Source organism: Xanthomonas sp. NCPPB 1062 (genome assembly GCF_041481705.2).
Taxonomy (GTDB): domain Bacteria; phylum Pseudomonadota; class Gammaproteobacteria; order Xanthomonadales; family Xanthomonadaceae; genus Xanthomonas; species Xanthomonas euvesicatoria.
Genome location: NZ_CM192987.1, coordinates 2477170 through 2490388, shown reverse-complemented (window position 1 = coordinate 2490388; position 13219 = coordinate 2477170). Strand labels below are relative to the sequence as shown.

The 13219-nt window shown below is 63.1% G+C and carries 13 protein-coding genes; 10 read left to right on the top strand and 3 right to left on the bottom strand.

The features are described from left to right. Nucleotides 1–17 precede the first annotated feature (17 nt). Together ACCQ16_RS10935 and ACCQ16_RS10930 are read left to right on the top strand one after the other, a co-directional pair. Nucleotides 18–1130, top strand: coding sequence for an efflux RND transporter periplasmic adaptor subunit (locus tag ACCQ16_RS10935; RefSeq protein ID WP_277572753.1), 1113 nt, complete (start codon nt 18–20; stop codon nt 1128–1130). Nucleotides 1131–1181: 51 nt separating this feature from the next. Next, nucleotides 1182–4307: a multidrug efflux RND transporter permease subunit gene (locus ACCQ16_RS10930; RefSeq protein ID WP_372379947.1), complete on the top strand. Its 3126-nt coding sequence runs from the start codon at nt 1182–1184 to the stop codon at nt 4305–4307. A gap of 148 nt (nt 4308–4455) precedes the next feature. Here ACCQ16_RS10930 and ACCQ16_RS10925 read toward each other — a convergent pair whose 3' ends face one another. Continuing rightward, entirely contained in the window at nt 4456–5097 is a 642-nt protein-coding gene (locus ACCQ16_RS10925; RefSeq protein WP_008575681.1) for a TetR/AcrR family transcriptional regulator, read from the bottom strand. Nucleotides 5098–5279: 182 nt separating this feature from the next. Between ACCQ16_RS10925 and ACCQ16_RS10920 the strand changes: the two genes are divergently transcribed. Both ACCQ16_RS10920 and ACCQ16_RS10915 read left to right on the top strand, forming a co-directional pair. Continuing rightward, a complete protein-coding gene (locus ACCQ16_RS10920; protein WP_372379946.1) occupies nt 5280–6194 on the top strand; it encodes an NmrA family NAD(P)-binding protein in 915 nt (304 codons plus the stop codon). Between the two features lies 1 nt (nt 6195). Next, entirely contained in the window at nt 6196–7350 is a 1155-nt protein-coding gene (locus tag ACCQ16_RS10915; protein WP_277572755.1) for an epoxide hydrolase family protein, read from the top strand. A gap of 168 nt (nt 7351–7518) precedes the next feature. Here ACCQ16_RS10915 and ACCQ16_RS10910 read toward each other — a convergent pair whose 3' ends face one another. Both ACCQ16_RS10910 and ACCQ16_RS10905 read right to left on the bottom strand, forming a co-directional pair. Beyond that, on the bottom strand, nt 7519–7983 hold the full coding sequence (locus ACCQ16_RS10910; protein WP_031422804.1) for a hypothetical protein: 465 nt from the start codon (nt 7981–7983) through the stop codon (nt 7519–7521). 13 nt (nt 7984–7996) lie between these two features. Further along, the gene (locus ACCQ16_RS10905) at nt 7997–8128 is read right to left on the bottom strand and encodes a hypothetical protein (protein ID WP_256127251.1); all 132 of its coding nucleotides are present in this window, start codon (nt 8126–8128) and stop codon (nt 7997–7999) included. A 129-nt stretch (nt 8129–8257) separates the two neighbouring features. On the opposite strand from ACCQ16_RS10905, the gene ACCQ16_RS10900 reads away from it, so the two are divergent. The 6 genes from ACCQ16_RS10900 (at nt 8258) to ACCQ16_RS10875 (ending at nt 13016) form a co-directional block, all read left to right on the top strand. Beyond that, nucleotides 8258–8734, top strand: a complete 477-nt coding sequence (locus ACCQ16_RS10900; RefSeq protein ID WP_031422802.1) for a BLUF domain-containing protein — start codon at nt 8258–8260, stop codon at nt 8732–8734. A gap of 297 nt (nt 8735–9031) precedes the next feature. Beyond that, nucleotides 9032–9622: an O-methyltransferase gene (locus ACCQ16_RS10895; RefSeq protein ID WP_008575693.1), complete on the top strand. Its 591-nt coding sequence runs from the start codon at nt 9032–9034 to the stop codon at nt 9620–9622. Nucleotides 9623–10487: 865 nt separating this feature from the next. Further along, a complete protein-coding gene (locus ACCQ16_RS10890) occupies nt 10488–11006 on the top strand; it encodes an acyl-CoA dehydrogenase family protein (RefSeq protein WP_127166282.1) in 519 nt (172 codons plus the stop codon). Continuing rightward, nucleotides 10994–11752, top strand: coding sequence for a PIG-L deacetylase family protein (locus ACCQ16_RS10885; protein ID WP_029819476.1), 759 nt, complete (start codon nt 10994–10996; stop codon nt 11750–11752). Before ACCQ16_RS10890 ends, ACCQ16_RS10885 begins: the two co-directional genes overlap by 13 nt. Beyond that, the gene (locus tag ACCQ16_RS10880) at nt 11749–12351 is read left to right on the top strand and encodes a class I SAM-dependent methyltransferase (protein ID WP_127166174.1); all 603 of its coding nucleotides are present in this window, start codon (nt 11749–11751) and stop codon (nt 12349–12351) included. The genes ACCQ16_RS10885 and ACCQ16_RS10880 overlap by 4 nt, the downstream gene beginning before the upstream one ends. After that, the gene (locus tag ACCQ16_RS10875; RefSeq protein WP_029819473.1) at nt 12348–13016 is read left to right on the top strand and encodes a glycosyltransferase family 2 protein; all 669 of its coding nucleotides are present in this window, start codon (nt 12348–12350) and stop codon (nt 13014–13016) included. Before ACCQ16_RS10880 ends, ACCQ16_RS10875 begins: the two co-directional genes overlap by 4 nt. The last annotated feature ends 203 nt before the right edge of the window (nt 13017–13219 follow it).

Here is a 13219-nt window from a genome sequence, read left to right as displayed (position 1 = left end):
CCATTGGACCCCGCGCTGTGACACCCCAACGCGCTTACCGTTTCTTTCCGCTGTGCGCCTTTCTCCCGTTCGCACTGGCCGCCTGCGGCAAAGCCGCTCCACCCGCTGAGTCTTCGGTTGCACCAGCGGTGGAAATCGCCACCGCGCAGGCGCGCAAGGTGTTGCAGACCACCGATCTGCCCGGCCGTGTTTCGCCGATGCGCGTAGCACAGGTTCGTGCGCGCGTGGCCGGCGTGGTGCTGGCACGCCGGTTCGAAGAAGGTTCGGACGTCAGGGCAGGGCAGGTGTTGTTTCAGATCGACCCCGCGCCGTTCGAGGCCGCGGTGGCACGCGCACGCGGGGAGCTGAGGCGTAGCGACGCCGAGCTGGAAAATGCCGCCGCCCAGTTCGAACGCAGCCAGCAACTGGTGCAGCGGCAGGTGATCAGCCGGCAGGATTTCGACACCGCCCGCAGCAATTTCAAAAGCACCCAGGCAGCCGTGGCGTCGGCGCGTGCGGCGCTGAAAACCGCGCAACTGGAGCTGGGCTTCGCCACGGTGCGTGCGCCGATCGACGGCCGCATCGGGCGGGCGCTGGTCACCGAGGGCGCGCTGGTCGGGCAGGGGGGCGAGGCGACAGACATGGCGCTGATACAACAGCTCGATCCGATCTTCGCCGACTTCAATCGTCCGGTCGCCGAAGCGCTGAAGTTGCGCGGTCGCGCCCGCAAAGGCGAGGCGCCGCTCAAGGTCGTCATCGACATTCCTGAGCTCGGCGAAACACGCGAGGGCGACCTGCTGTTCGCGGACATGCGGGTGGACGAAACAACCGATACGGTGTCGCTGCGGGCGCAATTCGACAATCGCGACAACCTGTTGCTGCCGGGGATGTTCGTGCGCGTGCGCACGCCGAACGGTACCGCCAGCGACGCGGTCTACGTGCCGCAGCGGGCGATTCAGCGGCGACCGGGCGGCAGCGCTGCGGTGATGGTCGTGGGCGCCGACGGCAGGGCCGAACTGCGCGATGTCCGAACCGGCGCGATGGTCGGCACCGACTGGCAGATACTCGAAGGCCTGAAGGCCGGTGAGCGCTACATCGCCTCAGGCGCGACGCGGATCCAGCCTGGTGCCGTGTTGAACGCCGCGCACTGAACCACTCCTTCATTCCGCCTGTGCGGGCGCGTGGCGCCCCGGTGACCGTCCATGTCCCGATTCTTTATCGACCGCCCCAACTTCGCGTGGGTGGTTGCGATTTTCATCTCGCTCGCCGGCCTGCTGGCCTTGCGCACCTTGCCGGTCGAAAAATATCCGGAAGTGGCGCCGCCGCAGATCAGCATTTCTGCCACCTATCCCGGCGCGTCGGCCCAGGTCGTCAACGACGCGGTGACCAGTGTCATCGAGCAGGAGCTCAACGGCGCGCGCGACATGCTGTATTACGACTCCAGCAGCTCCAACGGCAGTGCGCAGATCACCATCACGTTCCAGCCCGGCACCGATCCCAACATCGCCCAGGTGGACGTGCAGAACCGCATTCGTCAATCCGAATCGCGACTGCCGGCAGCGGTGACGCAACTTGGCTTGCAGGTCGAACAGACCACTGCCGGCTTCCTGATGCTGTATTCGCTGGTCTACAAGGATGCGACCGCCGCGCAGGACGTGGTGCGCCTGAACGACTACGCGGCCAGAGTGGTCAACGACGAGATCCGCCGTGTTCCCGGCGTGGGACGCGTGCAGTTCTTCGGCGCCGAAGCGGCGATGCGGGTGTGGGTGGACACCCAGGCATTGCGCGGCTATGGGCTGAGCATTGTCGACGTCAATAACGCGATCCGTGCGCAAAACCTGCAAGTGGCAGCCGGTAGCCTGGGCGAACGCCCAGGCGCGCATGATCAGGAATTGACCACCACGCTGGTGGTGCGCGGCCTGATGGAATCGCCGCAGGAATTTGGCCAGATCATCCTGCGTGCCCAGACCAATGGCGCGGTGGTGCATCTGTCGGACGTGGCGAAGCTGGAACTTGGATTGGAGAACTACCAGTTCGATGTGCAGGAAAACGGTGGCGCGGCCGCCGGCGCGGCAGTGCAGCTGGCGCCAGGCGGCAATGCCGTCGCCACCGTGGCGGCGGTGCGCCAGCGCCTGCAAGAACTCTCGCAGCGTTTTCCGGCAGACATCACCTACTCGGTGCCCTTCGATAGTTCGACCTTCGTCAATGTGGCAATCAGGAAGGTGCTTCACACCTTGCTCGAAGCGATGGCGCTGGTGTTTCTGGTGATGTTCGTGTTCCTGCAGAACATCCGCTACACCTTGATCCCGGCGATCGTGGTGCCGGTGTGCCTGTTGGGCACGTTCGCGATGATGAAGCTGCTGGGTTTCTCGGTGAACATGATGAGCATGTTCGCGATGGTGCTGGCGATCGGCATCCTGGTGGACGATGCGATTGTGGTGGTTGAGAACGTCGAGCGCCTGATGGCCGTGGAAGGCCTGTCGCCGCGCGATGCCTCGATCAAGGCGATGACGCAGGTGGGCGGTGCGATCGTCGGCATCACCCTGGTGCTCACCGCGGTGTTTTTGCCGCTCGCCTTTATGAGCGGTTCGGTCGGCGTGATCTACCGACAGTTCTCCGCAGTGCTCGCCGTCTCGATCCTGTTTTCCGGTTTCCTGGCGCTGACCATGACACCGGCGCTGTGCGCGACGTTCCTGGTACCCATCGACGGCCGCCATGAGAAGAAGGGATTCTTCGCTTGGTTCGACCGCAACTTCAGCGTGCTGACGTCGCGTTTCGATCAGTTGAACCATCGCCTGGTGCGCCGTGCCGGACGCTACATGCTGGTGTACGCCGTGCTGCTTTGCGCGCTTGGGCTGGCATACGTGCGGCTGCCGGAGGCCTTCGTACCGCAGGAAGACGAGGGCTACATGATCGTGGACATGCAGTTGCCGCCCGGCGCCAGCTACAGCCGTACGCGCGCGGCCGGGCAACAGGTCAACGATTACCTCGCCGCGCGGCCGAGCATGCAGGACGTGACGCTGGTGTACGGTTTCAGTTTCTCCGGAAGCGGCGCCAATGCGGCCATGGCCTTTCCGTCACTGAAAGACTGGAGCGAACGCGGCGACAGCGAATCGGTGGCCAGCGAAGTGGCGGCCGCCAACGCGGCGCTGGGACGCATCAGCGACGCGACCATCATGGCCGTGATGCCGCCACCGATCGAAGGCCTGGGCAATTCCGGCGGTTTCTCGCTGCGCGTGCAGGACCGCGGCAATCTTGGGCGCGACGCGCTGATGCAGTCGGTGAACCAGTTGCTGCATGCGGCCAATCAGTCGCCCAAGCTGGCATACGCGATGGTGGAAGGTCTTGCCGATGCGCCGCAGCTGCGCCTGGAAGTGGATCGCGGCAAGGCCGAAGCGCTGGGCGTGAGCTTTCAGAGTGCGATGGAGGTGCTGTCCAGCGCGTTCGGCTCGACGATCGTCAACGATTTCGTCAACCGCGGTCGTCTGCAACGGGTGGTGGTACAGGGCAATGCAAGCGATCGCGCCACGCCCCAATCACTGGACACGCTGTCTGTCACCAGCAGCACCGGCAAGCAGGTGCCGTTGACGGCGTTCACCACGCAACGGTGGGAGCAGGGGCCGGTGCAGATTGCCCGCTACAACGGCTATGCGTCGGTCAATCTCACCGGCGAGGCTGCGCCAGGCATCAGCTCAGGCGACGCGCTGGCGGAAATGGAACGCCTGGCGACTGCGCTTCCCCAGGGCATCGGCTACGAATGGTCTGCACTGTCGTATCAAGAAAAAGCTGCCGGCACACAGGCGCCACTGCTGCTCGGCCTGGCCTTGCTGGTGGTGTTTCTGCTGCTGGTCGCGCTGTACGAGAGTTGGGCGATTCCGTTTTCGGTGATGCTGATCGTGCCGATCGGCGCGATTGGCGCAACCGCCGCGGTGTGGGTGGCCGGCCTTTCCAACGATGTGTACTTCAAGGTCGGCCTGATCACCATCATCGGCCTGGCCGCCAAGAATGCGATTTTGATCGTGGAATTCGCCAAGGAACTGCATGCGCAGGGCGCGCGCGTGCCGGACGCTGCAATGCAGGCGGCCAGGCTGCGCTTTCGCCCGATTGTGATGACGTCGCTGGCCTTCATTCTCGGCGTGATTCCGCTGGTGATCGCACGCGGTGCGGGTGCAGCGAGCCAGAATGCGTTGGGTACCGGCGTGATCGGCGGCATGCTGGCGGCCAGTACGCTTGGTGTCGTGTTCACCCCGATCTTTTTTACCTGGGTGATGGCGTATGTGGCTGCCCGCAGGAGTGCAGCTGCAAACCCGGCGGAGCCCTCCACATGATCATGCCGGGCAACTGCATGCGGCATCGGTCGATCGTGAGAAGAGGGCGGCAGTAATCGCGATAGCGTTCGTGCCGACCTGACGGCGCCAGCAATCGACCGGCAGGCGCTCCAAAGCCCTGGGCCTGTTTGCGGGCGCTGAGCGCGTCTCAGCGCGGACGTTTCGTCTTTAGCTGGCCCGCAGCGCTGAGCAGTCCCAGCGCCCACTCCACGCGCTCTGCTGCGGAGTCGATCAGGCGTGCCGGGTGTTCTCCCAGCAGCGCACGAAGTTGATGCGGCGCAAACACCAGATCGACGAAGTGGCCTGCTAACGCAGAGGGATCGGCGGGTTGATCTTGGCCATCGAGGATCGCCATGCGCACACGTTGCAGCCCGCCTTCCCAGCCGATGCGGTTGACCTCCGCAGCAAGCTCCGGCGCCCGGATGGAGGTGCCGACGACCAAGCGCATCATTGCCACGGTCTGCGGCTGCAGCGCGTGCGCAAGTATTCCTCGACCTGCGAGCCTTAGCCGCCCCTCAAGATCCAGCGGGGCGCTGGGAGCGGCTGGCAGGGGCTGGGTCTGCACATCACGGCGAATCACTGCCTCGAAAATGGCGTCCTTGTTGGCATAGCGCGCGTAGAGGCTGGCCTTGCCGGCACCTGCCAGTCGCGCGATGTCGTCGCATGAGGTGTGCTCGAAGCCGCGTTCCAGGAAGAGCTGTAGTGCCGCATCCAGAAGCCGCCGATCGACATCGCCGGCTTTATCGGGTGGCGGCCTGCCGCCTTTGGATTTTTGCTTGACCGCCTTCATCGACGAAACGTTACACGCCACTTGTGCTTTCAACAACTGAACGATATCGTTCAGTTGTTCGCTGCATGGTCTTTCCCGCCAGCACGATGCATGAGAGCCGATGTAACAGGGCGCTGCTGCCCCCCTGGTGCGTTGGCTGCCCGCCGCTTTCGGCACCCGAAGACTCAAGCGAGAAGCACGTGGTGAACACACAGACGAGTTCGCAGGTCGTTGTTGCTGGAGCCACCGGCGATCTCGGTTACCGGATCGCGGTGGCCCTGAAAGATCAGGGCGCGGCCGTGGTTGCACTGGTGCGGCACGGGGCAGGGAAGAGCTGCGTCGCGTCGTTGGAGGGGCAGGGCATCCAGGTTCGACATGTTGAGCTCGACGACGCCGAGCGGTTACGCGAGGCGCTCATGGGCGCGGACTGTGTGGTTTGCGCACTGAACGGCTTGGAAGAGGTCATGTTGGGTCAACAGGGAAACCTGTTGCATGCAGCGGTTTCTGCGGGCGTCCCGCGTTTTGTTCCGTCCGATTTCTCGCTGGACTACACGAAGACGCGGCCAGGCGACAATCGCAATCTGGACCTGCGGCGCCGCTTCAGAGAGCAACTGAACGCCACGCCCATTTCGGCCACATCGATTCTGTGTGGCGGCTTTCTGGAATTGCTTGAGGGCAGTGCGCGCCTGGTTGTACCGGGCCGCCGGGTCCTGCATTTTGGCGACGCAGACCAGAAACTCGATTTCACTGCCAAAGACGATGTCGCCCGCTACACGGCAGCGGCGGCGCTGGATCCCAATGCTCCACGCGATCTGCGGATTGCCGGCAACAGCATTTCGCCCAACGACATCGCACACCTGCTCACCGAGCTCACGGGCGAGCGATATCGCACCCTCAGGCCAGGCGGAATCGGCACGATGTCGGCAATCATCCGCGTCGTGCGCGCATTGACGCCGACCAGCGATGACCCGTTCCCACCCTGGCAAGGCATGCAATACCTGCGCGACATGATGAGTGGACGCGGCAAGTTGATCCATCTGGATAATGATCGCTACGGCGCGCGCGCGTGGCAGTCAGCTCGCCAGACCTTGGCGAACACCTACGCACCGGAGGCTTGAGATGACTGACGGCATGACACCGTTTCGGATCAACATCGCGCAGGCTGAGCTGGATGATCTCAACCAACGTCTTGGGCACACGCGTTGGCCCAGTCAGGAAACCGTGCGTGATCACAGCCAGGGCCCAAAATCGGCGCGCATTCGACGCCTGGTCGAGCGCTGGCGGACGGGCTACGACTGGCGCGCCACCGAGCGATTGCTTAATGGCTGGAATAGCAGTCGCACGGCTATTGACGGGCTGGATATCCATTTCCTGCATGTGCGTTCACCAGAGCCGGGCGCGCTTCCATTGCTGTTGACGCATGGATGGCCGGGATCAATTCTGGAATTTCGCGACGTGATCGGCCCACTGACTGACCCGGTGGCCTACGGCGGGAAGGCGTCGGATGCGTTTCATCTGGTGATCCCATCGTTGCCCGGCTTTGGTTTCTCTGGGAAACCCACCTTCCGCGGCTGGGGAGTGGGGCGAACGGCTGCGGCATGGGTCGAACTGATGCGCCGCCTGGGTTATGGCGAACGCTGGACCGCCCAGGGCGGCGATTGGGGCAGCGCGATCACGACCGCGCTTGGGTTCATGCAGCCGCCCGGCTTGGTGGGCATCCATCTGAACATGGTGATGTTCGACCCGAGCGCCGAAGAAATTGCCAACGCCACGCCAGCAGAGCAGCGGATGCTCGACGATGCCAAGCGCTATCAGAGAGAATTTTCAGGCTACATGCACCTGCAAAGCACGCGACCGCAGTCGGTGGGGTTTAGCCTGGCTGATTCTCCAGCCGGCATTGCCGCATGGATCTATGCGCTCTTCCAGGATGTTTCCCAAAGCGGCGGCGAACCGGAAAACGTGATCGCGCTGGACCATCTCATCGACGACATCATGCTGTACTGGCTCCCCAATGCCGGGCCCAGCTCGGTGCGTTTTTACTGGGAAGCTGCGCAGGAAGCTGGGACAGCGATGCCCATGCACCCGATGCCCACGCCAACCGGGATCAGCATGTTTCCCGGAGAACAAGTACGCATTTCGCGGCGCTGGGCAGAACGACGCTTTGCAGATCTGCGCTTTTTTGCAGAGGCAGAGCGGGGCGGGCATTTTGCTGCGATGGAAAATCCGCCGGCATTTGTCGACCACCTCCGAGACACCTTTCAATCGCTGCGGTAATGGTTGCGGGATCTTATCGAGTCCGACTAGCTGATTGGGCTTTGCAGCGGCAATCCAGTGCATTCGGCTGCGATGAGCTATTTAGCGAAGGGAGGGCGGACAACTTCGAGCCAGCGGGACGTGGCGGCTGATGCAAGAGGCGGATCGTTAGCCTGAGGACATGCTTGGCTAGCGACCGCCTTGAAATGTAAAGGTGAAGCGCGCCGCAGAGCGGTCGGCGGTTTGCGGGGCGATGGGCACGGGCGTGGCCTCCACCAGCGTCAACATGCCATCGGCAATAGGCACCGGAATGCCTAACGTAAGGTCAACCTGTCTGGACCAGCCACCACCCAGCACCGTCGCACGTACGATCAGTCGGCCTTCCACGATGCATTGAACATCAGTAGGGCAACGGCTGTCTTCGACGACTCGGTCGGGCCGTACCCTGGGACCATCGACCGCTGCCATCTCGCCTAGGCGCACAGGGCCTTCAATGAGATGACCCGTCGCCGGGGGCGTGGTGGCGCATCCTCCAAGCGACATGACGGCGAGCACTGCCAGAGACAGTAAAGGGGCGCGATGAAGGTCATGCTTGCCGGCAGTCCTCGCCTGGCACGATTGAGGTTGCGGGTGGCTTTGGAGCGATGCGCGCATTGATCGACGTCCTTTAGATGAGATCCCGAACCACGTCTTCGGCCAGCCACTGCGACGCGTCAGCGTCTTCGCTCACCGGGCAGCGGATCGACTGACCTGCCAGCATGGCACCGCCGCGCCGAGGCGGCTTGAGCGTGCTGACCATGAACGCGCGTTGCCGCCCTGTATAATCAAATTGTAATGCCTGCATTGCTAATTGGTGCATCACACCCTGATACTGCGCTCGCAGCGATCTCAGGAGGAGCCGGCGCTGACGACTCTGCAGAAATGGACGTTGGAGCAGATCACCTATCGGGATGAGTTCTTGGCAAATCCACCGTTGCAGGCCATCGCTTACGTGAGCGAGGTGCGTCGTCCCATGTCGATGGGGGAGGTCGACCGGCTGCTTGTCTCTTCCAGTGCACACAACGCGCTGGCCGCCATCACCGGCGTCCTGCTCTACGACGGCGCTCGATTTTTTCAGTATTTCGAGGGCCCACCTGCCGGGGTGCAGCATACCTACGATCGCATCAAGCAGTCTGCGCGCCATCACGTGATCGCAGAGGTCTACAACGGCTCCATCGTCGAGCGTTACTTTCCCGACTGGCAGATGGCGTGCCGCAAGGTGCTTCCCGGGTCGATCGTCGAGCTCAGCGCACAACGCTGGTCGCGCACACGCCTTGCGTTGTGGTCTGCGGGAAATAAGCCGGAGCCTGTGTCCCGGTTGCTGGAGTTCTGGGAGGGCGCCATGCCGCCGACAGCTGATGTATGACCAGGCGAGCGTGAACGTCTACTGCATCGCTAGGGCGCCAGCCTGGGAGGCCCCCGCGACCGATTTGTGTCCGCCATGCCTTCAGTCCTCTTGATGCAAGCGATATCGAAAGCGACGTAGAGCGTTCTTTTCGGCGAAGAGCGAATGGCGAATGGCGAATGGCAAATAGCGAGCACGCTGTATCAGGCAGGCGCATCGAGCATCCGATTCGCTCGCATCACGGCGCAGCGCACCAGGCACTGAAGGGCGATGCCAGGGTCATTGCCCACATTGCAGCAATCAACAGGCACTCAAGGCATGAGCACGTTGCAGGATCTGAAAGAGGAGCTGTCGCGCTTTGGGGCCAACAACGATGCGGTAGAAACCGCACGTGGCAAACGCATGCTGAATATCACCCCCGAAACCGGCGAACTGCTCGCCCTGCTGGTACACGCGACGCGGGCACGGCAGGTGCTAGAGGTGGGTACTTCCAATGGCTACTCCACGCTGTGGCTGGCCGAAGCTGTCATCGCCGTCGGTGGACACGTCATCACGCTGGAACATGCCGAAGACAAGGCCGCCCTGGCGGCGGCGAACTTCGTGCGTGCCGGACTACAGGCGCACATCACGCAGGTGCTGGGCGATGCAGGCACGTGGTTGGAGACCGCCGACGATGGCAGCGTCGATCTGCTGTTTTTGGACTCGGACCGCAGCGCCTATGCACGGTGGTGGCCGCAGCTGCGCCGCGTGCTCAAGCGCGGCACCGGCCTGATGGTGGTGGACAACGCCACCTCGCACGCGACGGAGATGGCAGATTTCATGCAGGCTGTCCGTGCCGACATGTCCTTCCGATGCAGCGAGGTGCCAGTCGGCAACGGACAGTTCATGGCAGTGCGCGTCGCAGACTGAATCGCTAGCGGCGTTTGCGCAGCGGCTAGCGCCCGACGATTCCAACTGAGGCTGATGCACGCCTATTCTGCTGAGCGTTCGGGCCGTCGATTCTTTCCGGCTTGAAGTGACATTCGGTAGCACGACTGATTCTTCGCATCGGCTGAGTCCGGTTACAACGCTTGACCAAAACTCTGTTCCGCCTTTGAACGGACGCAAACACGGCGTGACATTCCTGACGCGTGGCATTGCGATCGGTGTTGATTGGCGAAGCCAGGCTTGCATCGACGACTTGCGCCCATCGTCAAGCGGCAAAGCATTGTTCTTTATCCAGCTGCCGTCGCGGTGAGGCACTTGGCCGTTGGCTCACTTGAGTTTGACGAGCCATCGCCTAGATTGACGTATGTATCAATCAGCACTCGCCCGCGACGATCTGCCGGGTACACCTTTGCTATCGCCAAATCCAGCGCTCGCGCAATGCGTGCGTGAGTACCTGCGACTGACGCCGCAACTTCCCAATCCTGGCGCAGGGCGCACGTACGCGCGATGGCAGGCGCTGAGCAAGCTGGGGGCTGCGAGCTTGCCGCTTGCCAAGGTGCTGGAAGCGCATTACGACGCGGTGTCGATTTTTTCCGAGGCCGGCCAGCCATTAGCTTCCAATGGAGCGGTGTGGGCTGTGTGGGCAGCGGGCGGGCCGCGTGACACCGTGGCGTATGAAGCGAGCTCAAGCACGGTGTCCGGTATCAAGCCGTGGTGCAGCGCGGAGTTGGACGTTGTGACGCACGCCTTGGTGACCGTCCGAAACGGCGATCGGCAGCCGCTTGCCGCGGTGACGCTGAGGCAAGGATGCTTCGAGCTTGATGCAAGTCAGTGGCACGGACCAGGCATGCTCGGCATTCCAACTGGCAACGGCCATTTCGCGAATGCGCCGGCACGTTTGCTGGGTGAGCCGGGATTCTATTTGCAGCGGCCGGGTTTTTGGCATGGCGGGGCGGGCATCGCGGCCTGCTGGTATGGCGCCGCCGCAGCCATTGCCGAGCATGTCCGCCGCTCGCCACGAGTGGCAAACAATCCTTTTGCCGCAGCACACCTGGGCGCAATCGACGAACGGCTGACGGGTGCACGGCTGATGCTGCAGGACCTGGCCAAAACGATCGACGACGCTCCAACCCAAAGCCATCAACTGCCTGTCATTCGGTTACGTAGCGTGATGGATCGCGTCTGCCGGGACGTGATCGAACGCGCCGCCTTGGCCCTGGGGCCTGCCTCGCTGTGCTGCGATGCCGGGCACGCGCAACGGTGCGCCGACCTGGCTGCCTTCATCCGCCAATCCCACGGGGAAAAAGACGAGCAGTGGCTGGGGGAACAACTGCATGCACGCGAGGTCAACCCATGGCGGCTGTGAGGGGCGAGCAGATCGCAGGGCAAGGCATCAGCGAACAGCGCTGGCGTGCATCGAGCCAGTTGAATGCGCTGCTCACCAGCAGCCTCGACCAGCTACTGGGCACCGCCACACGTGTCGTGGTGGTTTCCCCGCATCCGGATGACGAGGTGCTGGGGTGTGGCGGGCTGCTTGCGATGGCGATCGCATCGGGAAGGCAGGTCCTGATCATCTCCGTGACCGATGGCGAAGCCGCCTATCCGCAGGACGACGCATGGCCGCCCGCGCGGCTGGCAGCTGCGCGTCGTGAGGAGTTGCGTGACGCGCTGGCGTGCCTGGGTATCGATCCATCCAGCATCGTCAGGCTGGATGCGGGAGATGGCCAGGTACGTGCCGGAATTGACGCACTTGGTACACGGCTGGCCGACCTGCTGCAACCACGCGACGTGGTGCTGGTGACGTATGCGCGCGATGGCCACCCCGATCACGAAGCCTGCGCAGATGCAGCGAGTGCCGCAGTTGCACGATGCGGAGCGCGGTTGATCCAGTTTCCGATATGGGCATGGCATTGGGACGACCCCGACCACAGTCAGATGCTGGCATCGGCCACGCGTCTGGTGCTTTCTGCCGATGCTCACGTTGCAAAGCTGCAGGCGATGTCCGCGTTCAAGACGCAGACCGGCCACGTCACGCCTGCGCTGCGCAACCCCATCCTTCCCGACTGGGCGCTGGCGAGGTTTCGGCGCGACTTCGAGGTCTATCTCCCATGAACGCCCAGGCCAACGCCGATTATTTCGACAGCATCTACCAGCAGCAAGATCCCTTCGGCTATGGGACACGTTGGTACGAAAAACGCAAACGCGACATCCTGCTGGCAACCTTGCCTCGGCAGGGATTTGCACGGGGATGGGAGCTGGGGTGTTCCAACGGCGAAGCAACCTGTGGGCTCGCTGCCCGCTGCGAGCGCTTGCTGGCAACCGATATGTCCGCCGCCGCGGTACACCACGCCAAGCAACGCGTGGGGGAGCGCAGCAATGTCGAAATCGTGCAGGCTTGCCATCCGCAGCACTGGCCGGTGGGAAGTTTCGATCTGATCGTGCTGAGCGAGATCGGCTACTACCTCGCCGCCCCCGAACTCGACGAGCTGATCGCGCGTCTGCAGCAGGCGCTTACGCCGGAGGGACTGCTGGTGGCCTGCCACTGGAAGCATCCTTTCGAACAGGCACAGCAAGATGGCATCGCGGTCCATGCCTGTATTGCCCGACGGCTCACCTTGCCGCTGAGTTATCGCTATGAAGACAGCGATTTTCTGCTGGAAGCGTGGACCGCGCAGCCATTGTCGGTAGCACAGCACGAAGGCTTGCGATGATCGCCGTCATCATTCCGGCACATAACGAGGCCGAGTGCATGGCCGCCTGCCTTGCATCGGTGTTTCTCGCCGCATCGCACCCCGAACTGCACGAGGCTGTGGAGGTGATCGTCGCGGTGGACCGTTGCACGGATGCAACAGCAGAGCTGGCACTGGCGTTGGGCGCGCACGTGATCGACGTACCCGTGCCCGGCGGCGTCGGCATCGCACGGGCCGCCGCGGCCTCAAAGGCCATTGCACTGGGCGCCGATTGGCTGGCCGTGACCGACGCTGATTCGCGCGTCCCGGCCGATTGGCTGGTGGAACAGCGCAGGGCCGACGCGGACGTGTTCTGCGGTGTCGTGCAGGTGGAGGATTGGCTGGATTATTCCGATGAAATGCGTTGCAGGTTCGAACAGACCCAGGCAACTGGGCAAGGTCATGGCCGCATTCACGGCGCCAACCTCGGTGTGAGCACCGCCCTCTATCAACAATGCGGTGGGTTCTCTGCGTTGACCTGCAGCGAAGACGTTGCGCTGGTCCACGCGCTGCAGGCGATCAACGCGTCCATCGCCTGGTCGCCACGCTCGGTGGTGTGGACCAGTGCCCGCAGGCAGGCACGGGCAATTGGCGGATTCTCGGATTTTTTGAAGCAGCTGGAAGCCTCGACCTGCGTGCCTGCGTAGTCGGTAACGCAACGCTTTGAGCCGTCTTTGCAAGATGTCATAGCCATACCGCATGTCTTCGATTCGCCAAGCAGATGCGCTTTAGCTAAAACGTGTCTTTGCTTCAACGACTGCAGGGCTACGGCCAGGCAAGACCAGCGACTTGAAGCGCATCCGCGGCATCGCCGCAGTCGAACCACGGCATGTCGCGGCCCAGCGCCTGA

Excerpts from the sequence above, each read along its gene's own strand:
- ACCQ16_RS10930 (WP_372379947.1), top strand. The coding sequence starts at position 1,182 with ATGTCCCGATTCTTTATCGACCGCCCCAACTTCGCGTGGGTGGTTGCG.
- ACCQ16_RS10925 (WP_008575681.1), bottom strand. The coding sequence starts at position 5,097 with ATGAAGGCGGTCAAGCAAAAATCCAAAGGCGGCAGGCCGCCACCCGAT.
- ACCQ16_RS10915 (WP_277572755.1), top strand. The coding sequence starts at position 6,196 with ATGACTGACGGCATGACACCGTTTCGGATCAACATCGCGCAGGCTGAG.
- ACCQ16_RS10910 (WP_031422804.1), bottom strand. The coding sequence starts at position 7,983 with ATGCGCGCATCGCTCCAAAGCCACCCGCAACCTCAATCGTGCCAGGCG.
- ACCQ16_RS10905 (WP_256127251.1), bottom strand. The coding sequence starts at position 8,128 with ATGGTCAGCACGCTCAAGCCGCCTCGGCGCGGCGGTGCCATGCTGGCA.
- ACCQ16_RS10895 (WP_008575693.1), top strand. The coding sequence starts at position 9,032 with ATGAGCACGTTGCAGGATCTGAAAGAGGAGCTGTCGCGCTTTGGGGCC.
- ACCQ16_RS10890 (WP_127166282.1), top strand. The coding sequence starts at position 10,488 with ATGCTCGGCATTCCAACTGGCAACGGCCATTTCGCGAATGCGCCGGCA.
- ACCQ16_RS10885 (WP_029819476.1), top strand. The coding sequence starts at position 10,994 with ATGGCGGCTGTGAGGGGCGAGCAGATCGCAGGGCAAGGCATCAGCGAA.
- ACCQ16_RS10880 (WP_127166174.1), top strand. The coding sequence starts at position 11,749 with ATGAACGCCCAGGCCAACGCCGATTATTTCGACAGCATCTACCAGCAG.
- ACCQ16_RS10875 (WP_029819473.1), top strand. The coding sequence starts at position 12,348 with ATGATCGCCGTCATCATTCCGGCACATAACGAGGCCGAGTGCATGGCC.